The sequence below is a fragment of the Nonomuraea sp. NPDC049028 genome, from assembly GCF_043197735.1.
Classification (GTDB): Bacteria; Actinomycetota; Actinomycetes; order Streptosporangiales; family Streptosporangiaceae; genus Nonomuraea.
This window is the reverse complement of sequence record NZ_JBICTR010000009.1, coordinates 162,346-179,960: the sequence shown is the minus strand read 5'-3', so window position 1 is coordinate 179,960 and position 17,615 is coordinate 162,346. Positions and strand designations below refer to the sequence as shown.

Genomic DNA, 17,615 nt, shown 5'->3' with positions numbered 1-17,615 from the left:
GGATACGTTACGACGACCGCCTCGGGATTTGTGAGGAGGGTCACTCACTTTTTCGATGACTCGCTGTGATTCCTGTCACGTACCCCTGTCACGTGGGCTGCCCTTTGCTCGGCAGCTTAACCACAGTCACGAAAAAATCATCTATTTGGCGGACAACTCGGATAAATTGCTCAAAATCTACCGGCTTGGAGACGTACGCATTCGCGTGCAGCCGATAGCTGTGCAGGATGTCCTCCTCCGCCTCCGAGGTCGTCAGGATCACCACGGGGATCGTGCGCAGCTCGGCGTCGGCCTTCACCTCTGTGAGCACTTCCAAGCCGCCCATCCGGGGCAGGTTCAGGTCGAGCAGGATGAGGTCGGGCGTCGGCGCGTTCTGGTAGCCCTCCTCCCGGCGGAGGAAGGCCATCGCCTGCTCGCCGTCGTTGACCACGTGCAGGCGGTTGCGGACCTTGTTGAAGTCGAACGCCTCTTTGGTGAGGAGCACGTCACCCTGGTCGTCCTCGACCAGGAGCACCTCGATCGGCCGCCAGTCAGTCGTCATTTTCATCTCCAGCCGCGGGCAGGGTCCAGCGGAACGTCGCGCCCTTCCCCGCAGCCTTGTCTTCGCCATCCAGCCAGAGCTGGCCGCCGTGATACTCGACGATCTTGCGGCAGAGCGCGAGCCCGATGCCGGTCCCTGGATAGACGTCCCGTGGATGCAGGCGCTGGAAGATCAGGAAGATGCGGTCGGCGTACTTGGCCTCCACCCCGATCCCGTTGTCCGAGCAGCTGAACTCCCACATCCGCCCGGCCCGCTTGACGCCGATGTGCACCCGCGGCGGCAGGTCGGAGCGGAACTTGACGGCGTTCTCGATCAGGTTCTGGAAGAGCTGGGTGAGCTGGCCACGGTTGCCGACGACCTTGGGCAGGGCGTCGCGGGTGACGACCGTCCCGGTGTCCTCGATCGCGGCCGACAGGTTGTCCAGGGCCGTGGTGAGCGCCGCGTCCGTGTCGGTGACCACCCGCTCGCCGGTGACCCGGCCCACCCTGGAGAAGTCGAGCAGGTCGTTGATGAGCAGTTGCATACGCTTGGCGCCGTCGACCGCGTAGCGGATGTACTCCTTGGCCCGGTCGTCGAGCCGGTCGCCGTACCTCTGCTCCAGCATCTGCGTGAAGCTGGCCACCTTGCGCAGCGGCTCCTGCAGGTCGTGACTGGCGACGTAGGCGAACTGCTCCAGCTCCCCGTTGGACCTGCGCAACTCGTCGGACTGCTCCTCGGCCCGCCGCCAGGCCGACACGATGCGCGCGCGCATGGAGTCGATGTGGCTCGACAGCTCGGCCAGCTCCGCCGGCCGCGCCACGCTCAGCCGGTGGTCGAAGTCGCCCGCCGCGACCTTGCGCACCTGGTCGGTCAGCTGGGCGATGGGCTTCAGTACGGCGTAGCGGACGATGAACACCAGCCCGATCCCCACCACGGCCATCACGGCCAGCAGCACGATCAGCGCCACGTTCAGCCGGTCGAGCTGGACCGCGACGTCGGGCCGCGGACCCCGCTCCTGTATGTCGGCGACCAGCTTCATGATCAGCGTGGCCCCCAGCACGAACACCACGGCGCTCACCACGCCGACGGCGAGGAACCAGCGGCCTACCGGCAGTCTGCCGACGCCCGTCGCCGGCTTCGGCGGGGGCAGCGGATGGATGCTCACTGAGACCTCCTGCTGACGCGCACCACGGCGAGGTCGTCGCTGAGCGTGCCCACATGCCTGATGAGCCGGTCGAGATCGATCGAGCCGTGTTCGCGTACCAGGTCGACCAGGCCGTCCACGCCGAGCAGCTCCTTTTGCTCGCCCACCGCGGCCTCGATCAGGCCGTCGGTGTAGAGCATCATGGACCATTCCTCGCCCAGTGGCACGTCGAGGACGGTCCATTCGGCGTCGGAGAAGATGCCGAGCGGCGGTCCGGAGGGCGCGCCGGGGACCACGCCGACGACTCCGTCACGGACGAGGACGGGCGGCGGGTGTCCGACCACCCGCATCCTGGCGTTGCGCAGGTCGGGCGTGATGGTCGCCATGCACAGGGTGGTGAAGATCTCCGGGGCCTGGCGCTCGGCACAAAGGACGGCGTCGAGTGTACGCAGCAGCCGCTCGCCCGTCTGCCCGGCGAGCACCAGCGTGCGCCAGGCGATGCGCAGCGCCACACCGAGCGCGGCCTCGTCGGGCCCGTGCCCGCACACATCGCCGACCACTACGTGCACCGCGCCGTCGGGCGTCTGCACGGTGTCGAAGAAGTCGCCGGCCAGCAGCGACCCCTGGGTGCCCGGCAGGTAGCGGGTGGTGTGCTCCAGCGCGTCGGTGCGCAGCAGGGCGACGGGCAGCAGGCCGCTCTCCAGCCGGGCGTTCTCCTTGGCCGTCAGCTCGGCCGCGACCAGCCTGAGCTGCGCCAGATCGGCCCGCTTGCGCTCCATCGCGTAGCGGATGGCCCTGGCCAGCAGCCGCGCGTCGACGTCCTGCTTGACGAGGTAGTCCTGCGCTCCCGCCTGGACCGCGGCGACCCCCACGTGAGCGTCGCGCAGCCCGGTGAGCACCAGTACGGCCGCGTGCGGCGCCGCCCCCAGCACCTGCTCCAGCGCCTCCAGACCGGTGGCGTCGGGGAGCGTGAGGTCGACGAGTACGCACTGGATCCGGGCGTCGAGCTTGGCCTTGCCCTCGGCCAGGCTGCGTACCCAGGTGATGTGCGGCGGTGCCTCGGCCTGCTTCAGGAGCTCCTCGACGAGGAACGCGTCACCGGCGTCGTCCTCGATGAGGAGCAGCGTCAGCGTTTCGTTGAGAGTTGCCGTCACACGCGCCTCTTCATAGAAGTCGGGCTGTTGGGGATTATTCTGCGATGAGCTCTACCCCTTGCGGAAGCGTGCGCTCATGACCCGCTTCGACGACGAAGGAGAGCAGGGTCGTACGGAAGGCCTGCGCCGCCCTCGTCGGCTCCACATCCTTGCGGTGGGCCAGTGCGATGGTGCGGCTCAGTCCCGGTGGCGCCAGAGGAGTGCCGGTCAGCCCCGGCCGTCCGTCGAGCACCATGGACGGCACCACGGCCAGCCCCAGCCCCGCCTCCACGAACCGCAGGACGGCGTCCATCTCGCCGCCCTCCACCGCGAACCTGGGCTCGAACCCGGCCTGGCGGCAGGCCGCCAGGGTCGCTTCGCGCAGGTCGTAGCCGCGCCTGAACATCACCATCCCCCTGCCGCGCAGATCCTCCATACGCAGGTACGGCTTGCGTTCGGGCTTGTGCGAGGGCGTCACCACGACCAGGTTCTCGCGCAGGATCTCCTCGGTCACCAGGGACGGGTCGTCGCCCTGCAGCGGCGTGATGATGAGGGACAGGTCGAGCTGCCCGCGGGCCAGCGCCCTGACCAGGTCGCGTGAGCCGTCCTCCTCGACCAGCAGCTCGATGCCCGGATAGGCGAGGTGGAAGCGGGCCAGGGCGTCGGCGAGCAGTCCGGCGCACAGTGACGGCGTGGCGCCGAGCCGGACCCGGCCCCTGCGCAGTCCGGCGAGCTCGGCCACCTCCTGGCGGGCGGTGCCGGCGTCGGCCAGCATGCGGCGGGCGAGCGGTAGCAGCGCCTCTCCCGCCGGGGTCAGCGTGACGTTGCCGCGCGCCCTGGAGAAGAGCGGGGCGCCGAGGTCGCTCTCCAATGCCTTGATCTGCTTGCTGAGTGACGGCTGGGCGACCCGCATCCGTTCGGCGGCCTGGGTGAAGTGCCTTGTCTCCGCGACGGCGACGAAGTAGGCGAGCTGTTGCAGCTGCATGTGATTTTCCTCGCACCGGCTCGTGGGATTTCCTTACGCCGGCCGTACAAACCAAGCATCATAGCCGAAGGCTATGGAAACCAGACCCGTCATGACTTGGACGGATCATGGCTGGATATCTAGCGTCGGAAGACGTGACAGCCACGATTGAGCGAGGCGCCGCTACCGCGCCAGTCTTGAAGCCCACGCCGAAAAAGCCGACCCCCAGCGGAAAGCGCGGCGGATTCCTGCGCTCGTCCAACGGCAAGAAGGCCATCATGGCCGTCACGGGCGCCGCGATGGTGCTCTTCTTGATCCTTCACATGCTGGGCAACCTCAAGATCTTCCTCGGCAAGGACTCCTTCAACGAGTACGCCGAGGCGCTCCGCACACTGCTGGAGCCGCTCGCGCCGTACCGGACGGTGCTGACGATCCTGGAGGCCGGCCTCGTCGTCGCGGTGGTCCTGCACATGTGGGCCGCGATCTCGCTGGCGCGGCGGGCCCACCACGCCCGGCCGGTGAAGTACGTGGCCAAGAAGTCGCAGGCCAAGGGCTACACCACGCACATCATGCGGTGGGGCGGCGTCACGATCCTGCTCTTCCTGGTCTGGCACCTGCTCGACCTGAGCTTCGGCGTGGTGAACCCCAAGGGGTACGACTCCGCGCCGGCCGACCGGATGATCGCCGGGTTCGACCTGTCGCGCTGGTGGGTCACGCTCTTCTACGTCGTGGCCGTCGTCATGGTCGGCCTGCACCTGCGGCACGGCATCTGGAGCATGTTCCAGACCCTCGGCTGGGCCACCCGTTTCAAGGCCCTTCGCCCGGTCGCGGCGCTGGTGTCCGCGGTCCTGGTCATCGGCTTCCTCGCGCCGCCGCTCGCCGTCACGTTCGGAGTGATCAAGTGAAGTACACCGAAGGCCCGGAGATCAAGGACGCCAAGGCGCCCGCCGGCCCTATCGAGGAGCGGTGGGAGAAGCGGAAGTTCGCCGCCAAGCTCGTCAACCCGGCCAACAAGCGCAAGCTCAACGTGATCGTGGTCGGCACCGGCCTGGCGGGCGGCTCCGCCGCCGCGACGCTGGGGGAGCTGGGCTACAACGTCAAGTCGTTCTGCTACCAGGACACGCCGCGCCGCGCGCACTCCATCGCCGCGCAGGGCGGGATCAACGCCGCGAAGAACTACCGCGGCGACGGTGACTCGATTTATCGCCTTTTCTACGACACGGTAAAGGGCGGTGACTTCCGGGCCCGCGAGTCGAACGTCTACCGCCTCGCCCAGGTCTCCGTGAACATCATCGACCAGGCGGTCGCCCAGGGCGTCCCGTTCGCCCGTGAGTACGGCGGGCTGCTGGACACCCGCTCGTTCGGCGGCGCGCAGGTGTCGCGTACGTTCTACGCGCGCGGCCAGACGGGCCAGCAGCTGCTGCTCGGCGCCTACCAGGCCCTGGAGCGGCAGATCGCGGCCGGGACGGTGGAGATGTTCACCCGGCACGAGATGCTCGACGTGATCGTCGACGACGGCCGGGCGCGCGGGATCATCGTCCGCGACATGGTCACCGGGGAGATCGAGCGGCACGTGGCCGATGCCGTCGTGCTGGCCTCCGGCGGCTACGGGAACGTGTTCTTCCTGTCCACGAACGCCAAGGGCTGCAACACCACGGCGATCTGGCGGGCACACGAGCGCGGCGCGTACTTCGCCAACCCCTGCTACACGCAGATCCACCCGACCTGCATCCCGGTGTCGGGCGCGTACCAGTCGAAGCTGACGCTGATGTCGGAGTCGCTGCGCAACGACGGCCGCGTGTGGGTGCCGCTCGTGGGCGGCGACTCCCGGGCGCCCGGCGACATTCCTGAGGACGAACGCGATTACTACCTGGAGCGGATTTATCCGGCTTTCGGGAACCTCGTCCCCCGGGACATCGCCTCCCGCGCCGCCAAGAACGTCTGCGACGAGGGTCGCGGCGTCGGACCCGGTGGGCTCGGGGTCTACCTGGACTTCGCCGACGCGATCAACCGTCTCGGCCGGGAGGCCGTGGAGAAGAAGTACGGCAACCTCTTCGAGATGTACGAGCGCATCACGGGCGAGAACCCCTACGAGGCGCCGATGCGCATCTACCCGGCGGTCCACTACACCATGGGCGGCCTGTGGGTGGACTACGACCTGCAGTCCACGATCCCCGGCCTGTTCGTGATCGGCGAGGCCAACTTCTCCGACCACGGCGCCAACCGCCTCGGCGCCTCGGCACTGATGCAGGGCCTGGCCGACGGCTACTTCGTGCTGCCCACCACGCTCGGCGACTACCTGGCGGCCGGGCCGTTCGGTGAGGTCTCCGAGGACGCCGTGGCCGAGGCCGAGATCAAGGTACGTACCAAGATCGACCGGCTGCTCGCGGTGAACGGCACGCGTACCCCCGACTCCTTCCACCGCGAGCTCGGCAAGCTCATGTGGGACTACTGCGGCATGGAGCGCACCGAGGAGTCGCTGCGCAAGGCGCTGGAGCGCATCCCGGAGCTGCGCGAGGAGTTCTGGCGGGACGTCAAGGTCTCGGGCACCGCCGAGGAGCTGAACCAGGTCCTGGAGAAGGCCGGGCGGGTCGCGGACTTCTTCGACCTGGCCGAGCTCATGTGCCTGGACGCGCTGGTCCGCACCGAGTCGTGCGGCGGCCACTTCCGCGCCGAGTCGCAGGACGCCGACGGCGAGGCCCTGCGGGACGACGAGCACTTCGCACACGTGTCGGCCTGGGAGTTCTCCGGGGACGGACCAGTGCTGCACAAGGAAACGCTCGAGTACGAGTACGTCAAGATGACCCAGCGGAGCTACAAGTGAACTTGACTTTGAAGGTCTGGCGCCAGAGCGGCCCGTCAGCTCCCGGCAAGATGACGACTTATCGGGTCGAAGACGTCTCCCCGGACATGTCCTTCCTGGAGATGCTCGACGTACTCAACGAGCGCCTCATCCTCTCGGGCGACGACCCGGTGGCCTTCGACCACGACTGCCGCGAGGGCATCTGCGGCATGTGCGGCATGGTCATCAACGGCGTCGCGCACGGCGAGCAGCGTGCCACCACCACCTGCCAGCTCCACATGCGCCACTTCGAGGACGGCGCCACCATCACCATCGAGCCGTGGCGCGCGGCGCCGTTCCCGGTGGTGAAGGACCTGGTGGTGGACCGGTCGGCGTTCGACCGCATCATCCAGGCGGGCGGCTTCGTCTCGGTCCCGGCGGGCTCGGCGCCCGACGCCCACAGCATCCCGGTACGCAAGGAGGACGCCGACTCGGCCTTCGACGCCGCCACCTGCATCGGGTGCGGGGCCTGCGTGGCGGCCTGCCCGAACGGCTCGGCCTCGCTCTTCACAGCCGCCAAGATCACCCACCTCTCGCTGCTTCCCCAGGGCCAGCCGGAGCGGCTGACGCGGGCCAAGGCGATGGTGGACCAGATGGACGCGGAGGGATTCGGGGGGTGCACGAACACGGGTGAGTGCACCGCCGTGTGTCCCAAGGGGATCCCGCTGGACACCATCGCGCAGATGAACAGCGACTACCTCAAGGCGAACGCCAAGTAGGGGGCTGCGGGCCGTACTACTTGTTTTTTGTACGGCCCGCCCGTGCCGGCTGGCGGGGCTGCCAGGCGTTGACGCCGTCAAGGTGCGTCGGCCACCACCATGAACAGCGGGCAACTGACCAGGAAGGGCCCGGAGCCGAGGTCGGCGGAGTCCTCCAGGTAGCCCGCCTGCACAGCCCTGGAGAGGGTGCGGCGCAGGCCGAAGAGCTGCTCGGCCGTCTCCAGGTCCCGGATCACCGGGCTGAACACCGTCACCGTCCGTACGGTCAGTCCGGCCTGGTCGGCCAGGCGGGCGAGGCTCCGTCCGATGGCCGGGTTCCTGATCACCTCTGTGGTGATGTATCGGACGAGGCCCGGGCCGGCCGGTGAGTCGATCAGCAGGCCGTGCCAGTCGGGTTCGGCCATGGCGATGGTGGCGCCCGGCCGGGCCACGCGGTGGAACTCCGCCAGCACCCGCCCCGGGTCCGGCACGTGCTGCAGCACCCGGTCCGTACGCGCCCGGTCGACGGTGCCGTCGTCGAGTGGCATCGCGTGGGCGTCGCCGACGCGGATCTCCACGTTGGTACGGTCGGCCAGCCGTAGCCGGGCCTGGTCCGCCATGGCCGGGTCGTGGTCGAGGCCGATCACCGTACCCTCAGAGGTCACGCCGTCGGAGAGGCCGGCCAGGTCGGTGCCGGGGCCGCAGCCTATGTCGAGGACGGTCTGGCCGGGCCGCAGGTCCATCATGGCCAGCAGGTCCCGCTTGTACGCGCGGCCGGGGGCGCTGGCGGCGAGCTGGTCCAGGTACGCGATGGTCGTCATGACCATGAGCCAAGCAGGTCGGTGTGCGGTTTCCGGGGAGAGCGTGTAAAGATCCGGTGCACGGGCGTCTTCAGGTCACGGGCGTAGCGGCTATCCCCAGGTCATAGGCGTTGGCCGATGGTGAGGCCGACCGACCAGTGGCGGACGAGCCGTCCGTCCGGGCGTGTGGCGAGGAGGCGGCGTATCTCACGGTAGAGGTGTTCACGTTTGGCCGGGTCCATGGCGATGTGGCCGGAGAACGTGTCGAGCAGAGCGATGTATTCGTCTACCGTGTAGCGCAATCCCCACACGTAGAGTCTCGTTCCGACCACTGTGAAGTGTCCGGAGGCATCGAACTCGGTGGCGATGGGGTCGGGCTGGTTCTCAGGCGGTGGCGGCGGCCACGGGCTGCCATCACCTTCGCCGATTTCGTCGTATACCTTCTGGATTTCGGTGAAGAACGGGTCGAAATCTGCCGGGAACGCGTGGTCGGCGTTCCACACGGCCAAATGGCCGCCTGGGGCGAGCAGTTCGGCTGCTTTCGCGTACTTGACCTTCGGGTCCACCCATTTCCATGCTGTGGCCGCGTACGCGAGATCGAAGCTGGCCCCTGTCGGCGGCTCCCAGTCTTCGAAAGACGACGCGATCACGGAAACGTCGGCGAATTCGGCGAGGCGGCGCCGTGCTTCCGCTGCCAGAGCATCGCCGAGTTCGACCGCGGTGATCCGGAAGCCCGTCCGTGCCAATGGCAGCGTGGCTTTCCCCGGACCGCATCCGACTTCGAGCAGGCGCGCGGGTGGCGTGATCGCCGTGATCGCCAGCAGGTCGGAATACAGCTCGGCCGGGTAGTCGGGGCGGGCGTCCTGATAGGAGTGAGCGGCGCTGTCGAAGGTGGCTCTCATCAGCCGAAGATCGCGGGACATTCTCCGATGCTGACAGTGCGGCGACGATGCTGTCATCGAGGCACCCAGCTCTGATCGAACGCCGCGTTGCTACGAGGTGACGGCGGTACGCCCGACTTAATGGGAGGCGTTGCGACCGCGTTCCTGCTTACCCTCGGGCGTCATGGACTACCTGACGACCAACCGGGCCAACTGGAACGCACGGGTCCCGATCCATGTCGACAGCGACTTCTACGATGTCGAAGGTTTCAAGGCCAACGGCCGGAGCGTCCTGAGGCCGTTCGAGGTCGCGGAGGTCGGCGACGTGTCCGGCCGCCGCTTGGCGCACCTGCAGTGCCACCTCGGCCTGGACACGCTCTCCTGGGCCAGGCTCGGCGCCGAGGTGACCGGGCTCGACTTCTCCGACGCCGCCATCGAGCAGGCCAGGGCCATCGCCGCCGACTGCGGCCTGCCGGCGAGGTTCGTCACCGCCGACGTGTACGACGCGGTCGAGGCGCTCGGCGAGACCTACGACATCGTCTACACCGGCCTCGGCGCCCTGGTGTGGCTGCCCGAGCTCACCCGCTGGGCGGAGACGGTCGCCGCGCTGCTGGAACCGGGCGGATTCCTCTATCTCGCGGAATTCCACCCCTTTCCCCAAGTCCTTGATGAGGAGACCGGCACGACGATCGCCTACGACTACTTCGACCGGGGTCCGCACATCTGGGAGGAACCGTACACGTACACCGGCGGGCGGCTGATCGAGTCCCACACCTCCGTGCAGTTCCAGCACAGCATCGGCGACGTAGTCAGCGCTGTGGCGGCGGCGGGCCTGCGGGTGGAGTTCCTGCACGAGTACGACCACACCCTCTTCCGCCGCTTCGCCACGATGTCCGGCGACCACACTGGCTACCGCCTGCCGGAGGGCGCGCCCAGGGTCCCGCTCATGTACTCCTTGCGAGCCTCAGCCGGTGGTGCATCTCCTCCGGCGGCGGGTCCGGCCGCCCCAACGATGTGACCCGGAATCGCTCGCAGAACCGTCGCGCCCGCGGGTCGTCGGCCGACACCGCAGCCCCACCTCGGCGCATCCCGACGCCAGATGATCGAGACCTCCTTCGGCCGCCGCGGCAACATCGTCCTTCGGCCGCCGCGGCAACACCGTCGCGATGCCGTAGGAGCGTCCTCAATGCTCCCGTCGGCGGAGGTAATCCGAACACGGCACGGTCATTCGCAGGATGGGTCCGGACGTCGCAAGGTTCGCGCGGTGATTGTCAGACTCGTTCAGTACCATCCGCGGGATGGAGATACCTTTTGTCCGACTTGAGCCCTGGTCGCAGGGTGACCTTGGGTTGCTGCGCCGCCTCAACGCTCCTGAGATGACCGAGCACCTGGGCGGTCCCGAGACCGAGGAAGAGGTGGTCGGGCGGCACGAGCGCTACCTCAAGCTGGATGATCCGGGACTGGGCGCCATGTTCAGCGTGGTCGTCGAGCCTGAGCTGGAGACGGTCGGCTCGATCGGCTTCTGGGAGCGCGAATGGCAAGGTGAGACCGTTTATGAGACGGGCTGGGGGATCTTGCCGGAGTTTCAGGGGCGGGGCATCGCGACGGCTGCTGCCATCGCCATCGCGACCAAGGCCCGGGCGGAGGGCAGGCACCGGCACCTGCACGCCTACCCATCGGTAGAGCATCCGGCGTCCAACGCGATCTGCCGCAAGGCCGGGTTCACCTTCGTCGGGGAGGTCGACTTCGAGTACCCGGTGGGTCATCCGATGCGCTGCAACGACTGGCGACTGCGACTGCTCTGACCGGCCGCCCGCCATCCCGATGCCCGCCCGCGTCTCTGACGGGCCGTCCGCCATCCTGATCCCCGTCCGCATCTCTGACGGGCAATCCTGATCTCTGTCCGCATCTCTGACGGGCCGCCCGCAGCCCTGATGCCCGCCTATCGGCGTCAGGCTGCGTCGGTCCAGGAGGCGGTGACGTCGAGGCGCTCGCGCCACAGTTTCTCGCCGTCGCCGCCCGGCTCCCACCTGCCGGTGAAGTCGAGCAGGGCACGGCAGCGCGCCACCATGGCCGCGTGACGGTCCGGCCAGGACGGCACTGGGCCGCCGTACGCGTCGAAGAAGGACGACAGGAGCGGTACGTGCTCCGCGTGGTGCATGCGTACGATCCACTCGCACCACGCGAGGTCCTCGATCGGCTCGCCCGGGTGCGCCCACTCCCAGTCGAGGATCGCCGCCGTCTCGAACGTGGCCGGGTCGAACAGCAGGTTCTGCGGCCCGTAGTCGCCGTGCACGATCCCCAGCTGGTGGATGCGGGCGAGCGTCTTCCCGCACCCGGCGAGGACCTCGGTCACGCGGCCCTCGTCGAGCAGGTCCTGGCCGTGCGCCCCGCGTACGTAGCGAGTGGTCACGCTCGTCGGGGTCACCCGGTGTACGGCGGGCACAGGCAGCCGCCCGCGCAGTCGGCGCAGGAACCTGCTCTCGGTCTTGAGGCGGATAGCCGCGTCAGGGCCTTCATAACACTTGACGACCCATGTGTCGTCGCCGACCGTGCTGTTGGTGTACCCGTGCTTCACAGGGATCGATTCTGGCGTACCGGGAAGATCCCCGGAATCACCTGAGCCAGCCTCGATACACGGTGTAAGACCGGGTCGGCGGTAGAATAGTAGGGAAACCGCAGGCACCGGGCGGCTGAACGGCAAAAGCACGACGATGTGTCAGCCCGATGCGAACATGCGTCCTGTAAAGCGCTTCGGCGTGTCCCCGCAGCGCGCTCCCTGCTACCTGCTTGGGGCCAGGCGCAAGGACAGTCCGGCGGCAGCCGTCCGCTGGATGATCGGCGGGAGCCGTCCGCTGGATGATCGGGTGCCGGACCGTGCCTGCAGGGCCGCCGTGGCCGGAACCGGCCGACCAGGCGGGACCGCCGTGGCACGCCGACACGCCGCCTGCAGCAGGCGCGGGTTGAGCCGCCGGTGCGCAGCCGCTGCATCCGGCAGCCGGCGCGCGGCCGACGCTCGGCGCGGCGGGAGCGCCTCCGCCAGAACGCCTTGGCGGAACGCCTTCGCCGGGAGTGCCGTGGCCGGAACCCCGTTCTGGCAGGGGTCGGCGATCCAGGTCGGTGCGGTTCGTCGCGGGCAGGTCGTACACGCAGCCGGCCGCCACGACAACGGACCGGTGGATCCGGTCGGTGAGCACCGCCGGGGTGCTCAGGTCGGAAACCGCTGCACTTGGTCGGTCAGCATCGGTGTGGTGTTCAGGTCGGAGATCAGCGGGTCTGGTCGGTGAGCGCCGCTATGGGTGGTGAGGTCGGAGACTGGTGGACCTGATCGGTCAGCACTCGTTGCGGTGCTCGAGTCGGAAAATGGTTTGCCGGGTCAGCCGGCGCCTTGTCAACCTTGATGAGCTATGCGATCCCTTCCAGAAGCCGATTTCGGCATGCCCGACATCCGCAGCCCGCTCCGGTACCTGTGGTGGAACGCGCGTGCCCAGGCCCCGGCATTGCTGGGCGGCATCGGCTTCGCCACCGCCTGGTGGCTGTTGCAGGCGCTGGTCCCCGCTGTGCTTGGCAAGGGCATCGACGCCGTCACGGCCAAGGACACCGACGCGCTGCTGACCTGGTCGGCGATCATGCTCGTGATCGGCATGCTGCAGGCGTTCACCGGGATCATGCGGCACCGGATGGCGGTCTACAACTGGCTGGCCGCCGCCTACCGCACCGTACAAGTGACCGCCAGACAGGCCGCGCGGCTCGGTGCCACGCTGCCCAAGCGGGTCTCGACCGGCGAGGTTGTCAGCGTCGGCAACTCCGATATCTCCCACATCGGTAACTCGATGGAGATCCTGCCGCGTGGCACCGGCTCCGTCGTGGCGATCATCGCGGTCACCGTGATCCTCATCTCCACTTCGCTGCCGTTGGGGCTGCTGGTGATGTTCGGCGTGCCGCTGATGGCCGTCGCGATCGGGCCTCTGCTCAAGCCGCTGCACAGGCGTCAGAAGGCCCAGCGCGACCTGATGGGCGAGCTGTCCACCAGGTCGGCCGACATCGTGGCGGGGCTGCGGGTGCTGCGCGGCATCGGTGGCGAGCAGGTGTTCGCCGCGCGCTATCGCGAGGAGTCCCAGCGTGTACGGGCTGCGGGCGTCAACGTGTCCAAGGTCGAATCGCTGCTCGAAGGCGCGCAGATCCTGCTGCCCGGAGTGCTCATCGCGGTCGTTACCGGGATAGGCGCCTCGTTCGCGATTGGCGGCGAGATCACCGCTGGTCAGCTCGTTGCCTTCTACGGCTACGCGGTCTTCCTGATCGGCCCGATGCGTACGCTCACCGAGGTCGCCGACAAACTGACCAAGGGCCATGTCGCCGCCCGTCGCGTGGTGCGCATTCTGTCCATCGAACCCGAGGTGTCAGGGGGCACCGGCACCAGTGAGGGCGGCGTGCTGCGCGACTCCTACAGCGGCGTCACCGTCCAGCCGGGCGTCATGACCGCGATCGCGGCCGCTCTGCCGGAGGACGCCATCGCCATCGCCGACCGGCTCGGCCGCTACGCCGACGGCGACGTCACTTTCGGTGGGGTCGACCTGGCGACACTGCCGATGGCCGAGATCCGTACGCGCATCCTGGTCGCTGACAACGGCGCCCGCCTGTTCACCGGGAGGCTCCGCGACGAGCTGGACGTCCGTGGCGACTCTTCCGCCGAGCTGGACGTCCGTGGCGACTTTTCCGGCGGGCTCGGCGTCCGCGGCGACTCTTCCGGCGAGCTCGATGTCCGTGGCGACTCGTCCGGTGAGCGGGTGGAGCAGGCGCTGTACGCCGCCTGCGCCGAGGACATCATCGAGGCCCTGCCCGACGGGCTCGACGCTCTGGTGGCCGAGGCGGGACGGGAGTTCTCCGGCGGGCAGCAGCAGCGGCTCCGGCTGGCCAGGGCGCTGCTCGCCGATCCGGAGGTGCTCATCCTGGTCGAGCCGACCAGCGCCGTGGACGCCCACAGCGAGGCCCGCATCGGCGAGCGGCTGGCCAAGGCCCGCGTCGGCAAGACCACGTTGGTCTGTACGACCAGCCCGCTGGTGCTCGACCGCACCGACCACGTGATCTACGTCGAGAACGGCAGGGTGCTCGCCGAAGGCACGCACCGCGACCTGCTGGCGACCTCGCCGGAATACACCGCGACCGTGACGAGAGGGGAGGACTGACGATGGCCCGCGAGATCCTGCCGGTCGCCGACCAGAGACAGGTGCGTGCCTACGCCAGGCGGCTGACGCTCAAGTATCCGCGTCAGCTCACTGTCGTGCTCGCCCTGCACGGGCTCGCGGCGATCGTGGGCCTGGCCGTGCCCTGGCAACTCGGCAATCTGGTGCAAAACGTCCAGGACGGCGGCCACGTCAACGTGCTGCTCTTCGCCGTCGGCATCGGCGCGTTCCTGTTCGGGCAGGGCGCTCTGGTGCGTTACGCGGTGCTCGCCTCGGCCAAGCTCGGTGAGAAGGTCCTCGCCGAGCTGCGTGAGGAGTTCGTCGACCGGGTGCTCGGCCTGCCGCTGTCGACGGTGGAGCGGGCCGGCTCCGGCGATCTGATCACCAGGACCTCCCGCGATGTCGACTCCCTCTCCCAAACCGTTCGGCACGCCGTGCCCGAGACGCTGATCGCGATCGTCACTTTCACGATCACCGTGGGCGCGATGGTGCTGGTCAGCCCGCTGCTCATGCTGCCGATGCTGATCGCGGTGCCGCTGCTCTGGATCTCCACCCGCTGGTACCTCAACCGCGCCCGCGACGGCTACCTGCGCGAGAACGCCGCCTACGCGGACATGACCGAGGGACTGGCCGAGACCGTCGAAGGCGCCAGGGCCGTTGAGGCGCTCGGCCTCCAGCGGCGGCGGGAGGCGCGGACCGCGAACGACATCCGTGGCTCGTTCGCCGCCGAACGCTACACGCTGTGGCTGCGCACGATCTGGTATCCCGCCGTTGAGCTGGGCTACGTGATCCCGGTCGTCTCGACCCTGTTCATCGGCGGCCTGTTCTACACCAACGGCTGGGTGTCGCTGGCTCAGGTCACCGCCGCCACCTTGTACGCGCAGCAGCTCATCGACCCGCTCGACCGGTTTCTCATGTGGATCGAGGAGTTGCAGGTGGGCGGGGCCGCCATGGCCCGGCTGCTCGGCGTCGCAAACGTGCCTGACGACCGGACCGCCTCCACCGCGCGGCCCGAGGGCGAACTGCTGGAGGCCGACGACGTCCGCTACGCCTACCGCGAGGGCCGCGACGTGCTGCACGGCGTGTCGCTGACCGTCCGGCCGGGGGAACGGCTGGCCATGGTCGGCCCTTCCGGCGCGGGCAAGTCGACGCTCGGCAGGTTGCTGGCGGGCATCCACGGGCCGCGTACGGGGGCGGTGTCGGTGGGCGGTGTGCCCCTGGTCGACCTGCCCCTCGACGACCTGCGCGGCCACGTCGCGCTGGTCACCCAGGAGCACCACATCTTCAAGGGCACACTCCGTGACAACCTGCTGATCGCCCGTCCGGACGCCGACGACAGCGCCGTGCGCGCGGCCCTCACGGCGGTCGACTCGCTCGACTGGGTGCTCGCCCTGCCCGACGGACTCGACACGGTCGTCGGGTCCGGCGGGCTGGCCGTCTCCCCTGCCCACGCCCAGCAGTTGGCGCTGGCCCGCCTGGTGCTGGCGGACCCGCACACGCTGGTGCTGGACGAGGCCACCTCGCTCATCGACCCCCGAGCCGCCCGGCACCTGGAGCGGTCGCTGGCGGCGGTGCTCGACGGTCGCACGGTGATCGCCATCGCCCACCGCCTCTACACGGCGCACGACGCGGACCGGGTGGCGGTGGTCGAGGACGGACGGATCAGCGAGCTCGGGTCGCACGATGAGCTGGTGGCGGAGGGCGGCTCGTACGCGGCCCTGTGGAGTAGCTGGCACGGGACCCCGGCCAGCACCCGCTCCCTCGCCACGGACGAGTCGTCAGAGTGGCTGGCACAGCACTCCTGACCGCCGACTCCTGGTCACCGACTCTGGTGACCGGCTACCGGTCATCGGCTCCCGATAGGCGGCCTTTGGGAGTCGATGAGTCGGCTCCCGATGGGCGGCCTTTGGGGGTCGATGAGTCGGCTTCCGGGGGTGGTCAGCACTTCGCTTCAGGGGACGGCAAGGTGCGGTCCGTCAAGTAGCGGAACATGTGGTTGCGGGCGCACTCGTTGAAGGCGAAGAGCGTGTGTCCTGGGCCCTCGTGGCGGATGGTGGCGCTGCCTGGCACCTGCGTGAGAATCCGGGCGACCGCGTCGGACTCGCGCCAGGCCCCAGCGCCCAGCATCGGTGGCAGGCCCTTGGGGAGGGGTGCGGGCGGGTTGGTCACTGATACCGGCCAGCCGATGCAGCCGAGCGTGCCCGTCGCCAGAGTGTTGGCCGCGCCCGCGTTGGGGGCGATCTTGCGGAGTCGGGCGATCGTCTTGTCGAGCTCGGCGCGGCCGGCGGGGCGTGGCCAGTCGGTGCATTCGGTGACGCCGGTCGACTGGTCGGGGTAGCGGGAGCCGCGGGCGGGGACGAAGCCGGAGGCGTCGCCGCGTACGGCCTTACGGAGGGCCTCCGCCAGCTTGGGATAGCCCTCGGGACCCTGATGGGCGAACCCCATGGCGAGGGATTGCAGGTCGCCCCCCGTATAGGCGATCCCTGCAGACTTGGCCGGGACCGGGGAGCGGTCGGCCTTGGCGACCAGGCCGCGCCACTGGGCGGACAGCTCTCGGCACTTGCCGGCACCGGCGCACCAAGTGAAGAAGCGGTTGAAGGACGTCTCGTTGTCCTTGGCCATGTTGACCATGTCGGTGGTCCAGTCGGTGCCGCTGTGGCTGATCGTGCCGTCGAGCACCATGGTGCGCACCTGGCCGGGGAAGAGCCGGGCGTAGTCCTGCGCGTAGATCCCGGCGTAGGAGGCGCCGTAGAAGTTGAGCTTGCCGTCGCCCAGGGCCTTTCTGATGGCCTCCATGTCTCTGGCGTGGTCGGCCGAGCTCATGTTGGCGAACAGCTCGGGGTCCTTGTTGCGGCAGGCTTCCGCGTAGCCGCGGTTGGTGTCGGAGAGCCGTCCGAAGTCGGCGTCGTCTTTGGGGACGTCGGGCAGCGGGATTCGGGTCCAGGTGCAGGCCAGCCCGGTGCTGAGGCCGCTGAACTGCGCGCCGTAGCCGCGGGTGTCCCAGGTGATGACGTCCATCCGTTCGCGCAGCTTGGCCCAGAGGTCCGCATACGTCTGGGTCAAGGCGATGCCGGGGGCACCGGGGCCGCCGTAGGCCACCAGGACCGACCCTTCGGAGGAGGTGCCGGTGGCCTTCAACCGGCCCAGCTTGAGGGTGATCTTGCGGCCGTCGGGTTTCTGCCAGTCGGCGGGGACCTGGAGGTCGGCACAGGTCATCCCAACTTTGTCGTTGGGGCAGGCGGCCCAGTCGAGGGTGGCCGCCTGCTGGGACTGGACGCCAGAGCCGAGGAGGGCCATGGCGATGGAGAGGGAGATGTGCTTGAGCATGCGAACGACGATCCCGCAGCGGGGGTTGCGGGCACATCGGACCAGGGGCTGGTCTGGGGGGAGGCGAATCAGCCCGTGGCATGTCATGCCACGGGCTGATGACACCTGCGACGCGGCCCACCC

Annotated in this window: 15 protein-coding genes; 7 read left to right on the top strand and 8 right to left on the bottom strand. The window is 68.8% G+C overall.

The window, feature by feature from the left end; all coding sequences use genetic code 11:
• Positions 1–88 precede the first annotated feature (88 nt).
• The 4 genes from ACGFJ2_RS34350 to ACGFJ2_RS34335 are packed head-to-tail and all read right to left on the bottom strand — an operon-like array spanning position 89 to position 3,782.
• A complete protein-coding gene (locus ACGFJ2_RS34350) occupies positions 89–541 on the bottom strand; it encodes a response regulator (RefSeq protein ID WP_357944146.1) in 453 nt (150 codons plus the stop codon).
• Entirely contained in the window at positions 531–1,685 is a 1,155-nt protein-coding gene (locus ACGFJ2_RS34345; RefSeq protein WP_358179287.1) for an ATP-binding protein, read from the bottom strand. Before ACGFJ2_RS34345 ends, ACGFJ2_RS34350 begins: the two co-directional genes overlap by 11 nt.
• A complete protein-coding gene (locus ACGFJ2_RS34340) occupies positions 1,682–2,818 on the bottom strand; it encodes a fused response regulator/phosphatase (RefSeq protein WP_357944150.1) in 1,137 nt (378 codons plus the stop codon). The genes ACGFJ2_RS34345 and ACGFJ2_RS34340 overlap by 4 nt, the downstream gene beginning before the upstream one ends.
• Positions 2,819–2,852: 34 nt before the next feature.
• The gene (locus ACGFJ2_RS34335; RefSeq protein ID WP_357944152.1) at positions 2,853–3,782 is read right to left on the bottom strand and encodes a LysR substrate-binding domain-containing protein; all 930 of its coding nucleotides are present in this window, start codon (positions 3,780–3,782) and stop codon (positions 2,853–2,855) included.
• A gap of 176 nt (positions 3,783–3,958) precedes the next feature.
• Between ACGFJ2_RS34335 and ACGFJ2_RS34330 the strand changes: the two genes are divergently transcribed.
• Genes ACGFJ2_RS34330 through ACGFJ2_RS34320 form a run of 3 tightly spaced genes read left to right on the top strand, consistent with a single transcriptional unit; the run spans position 3,959 to position 7,322 of the window.
• Positions 3,959–4,666, top strand: a complete 708-nt coding sequence (locus ACGFJ2_RS34330) for a succinate dehydrogenase cytochrome b subunit (protein WP_357944154.1) — start codon at positions 3,959–3,961, stop codon at positions 4,664–4,666.
• Complete coding sequence (locus ACGFJ2_RS34325; protein WP_393475399.1) at positions 4,663–6,585, top strand: fumarate reductase/succinate dehydrogenase flavoprotein subunit; 1,923 nt, start codon at positions 4,663–4,665, stop codon at positions 6,583–6,585. Before ACGFJ2_RS34330 ends, ACGFJ2_RS34325 begins: the two co-directional genes overlap by 4 nt.
• The gene (locus tag ACGFJ2_RS34320; protein ID WP_357944158.1) at positions 6,582–7,322 is read left to right on the top strand and encodes a succinate dehydrogenase/fumarate reductase iron-sulfur subunit; all 741 of its coding nucleotides are present in this window, start codon (positions 6,582–6,584) and stop codon (positions 7,320–7,322) included. The genes ACGFJ2_RS34325 and ACGFJ2_RS34320 overlap by 4 nt, the downstream gene beginning before the upstream one ends.
• A gap of 77 nt (positions 7,323–7,399) precedes the next feature.
• On the opposite strand, the gene ACGFJ2_RS34315 is transcribed toward ACGFJ2_RS34320, so the two are convergent.
• Together ACGFJ2_RS34315 and ACGFJ2_RS34310 are read right to left on the bottom strand one after the other, a co-directional pair.
• Entirely contained in the window at positions 7,400–8,122 is a 723-nt protein-coding gene (locus tag ACGFJ2_RS34315; RefSeq protein ID WP_357944160.1) for a methyltransferase domain-containing protein, read from the bottom strand.
• 101 nt (positions 8,123–8,223) lie between these two features.
• Complete coding sequence (locus tag ACGFJ2_RS34310; protein ID WP_393475395.1) at positions 8,224–9,024, bottom strand: class I SAM-dependent methyltransferase; 801 nt, start codon at positions 9,022–9,024, stop codon at positions 8,224–8,226.
• Between the two features lie 142 nt (positions 9,025–9,166).
• On the opposite strand from ACGFJ2_RS34310, the gene ACGFJ2_RS34305 reads away from it, so the two are divergent.
• Both ACGFJ2_RS34305 and ACGFJ2_RS34300 read left to right on the top strand, forming a co-directional pair.
• Positions 9,167–10,000: a class I SAM-dependent methyltransferase gene (locus ACGFJ2_RS34305; RefSeq protein WP_393475392.1), complete on the top strand. Its 834-nt coding sequence runs from the start codon at positions 9,167–9,169 to the stop codon at positions 9,998–10,000.
• Between the two features lie 280 nt (positions 10,001–10,280).
• Positions 10,281–10,787 carry a GNAT family N-acetyltransferase gene (locus tag ACGFJ2_RS34300; RefSeq protein ID WP_364005151.1) on the top strand — a complete coding sequence of 169 codons (507 nt, stop codon included), beginning with the start codon at positions 10,281–10,283 and terminating at the stop codon, positions 10,785–10,787.
• Between the two features lie 146 nt (positions 10,788–10,933).
• Here the strand turns inward: ACGFJ2_RS34300 and ACGFJ2_RS34295 are convergent, their stop codons facing one another.
• Positions 10,934–11,560, bottom strand: a complete 627-nt coding sequence (locus tag ACGFJ2_RS34295; protein ID WP_357944170.1) for a phosphotransferase — start codon at positions 11,558–11,560, stop codon at positions 10,934–10,936.
• A gap of 829 nt (positions 11,561–12,389) precedes the next feature.
• Between ACGFJ2_RS34295 and ACGFJ2_RS34290 the strand changes: the two genes are divergently transcribed.
• On the top strand, positions 12,390–14,168 hold the full coding sequence (locus ACGFJ2_RS34290) for an ABC transporter transmembrane domain-containing protein (protein WP_393475387.1): 1,779 nt from the start codon (positions 12,390–12,392) through the stop codon (positions 14,166–14,168).
• A 2-nt stretch (positions 14,169–14,170) separates the two neighbouring features.
• A complete protein-coding gene (locus ACGFJ2_RS34285) occupies positions 14,171–15,970 on the top strand; it encodes an ABC transporter ATP-binding protein (RefSeq protein ID WP_393475385.1) in 1,800 nt (599 codons plus the stop codon).
• 133 nt (positions 15,971–16,103) lie between these two features.
• On the opposite strand, the gene ACGFJ2_RS34280 is transcribed toward ACGFJ2_RS34285, so the two are convergent.
• Positions 16,104–17,492 carry an alpha/beta fold hydrolase gene (locus tag ACGFJ2_RS34280; RefSeq protein WP_393475382.1) on the bottom strand — a complete coding sequence of 463 codons (1,389 nt, stop codon included), beginning with the start codon at positions 17,490–17,492 and terminating at the stop codon, positions 16,104–16,106.
• Between the last annotated feature and the right edge of the window lie 123 nt (positions 17,493–17,615).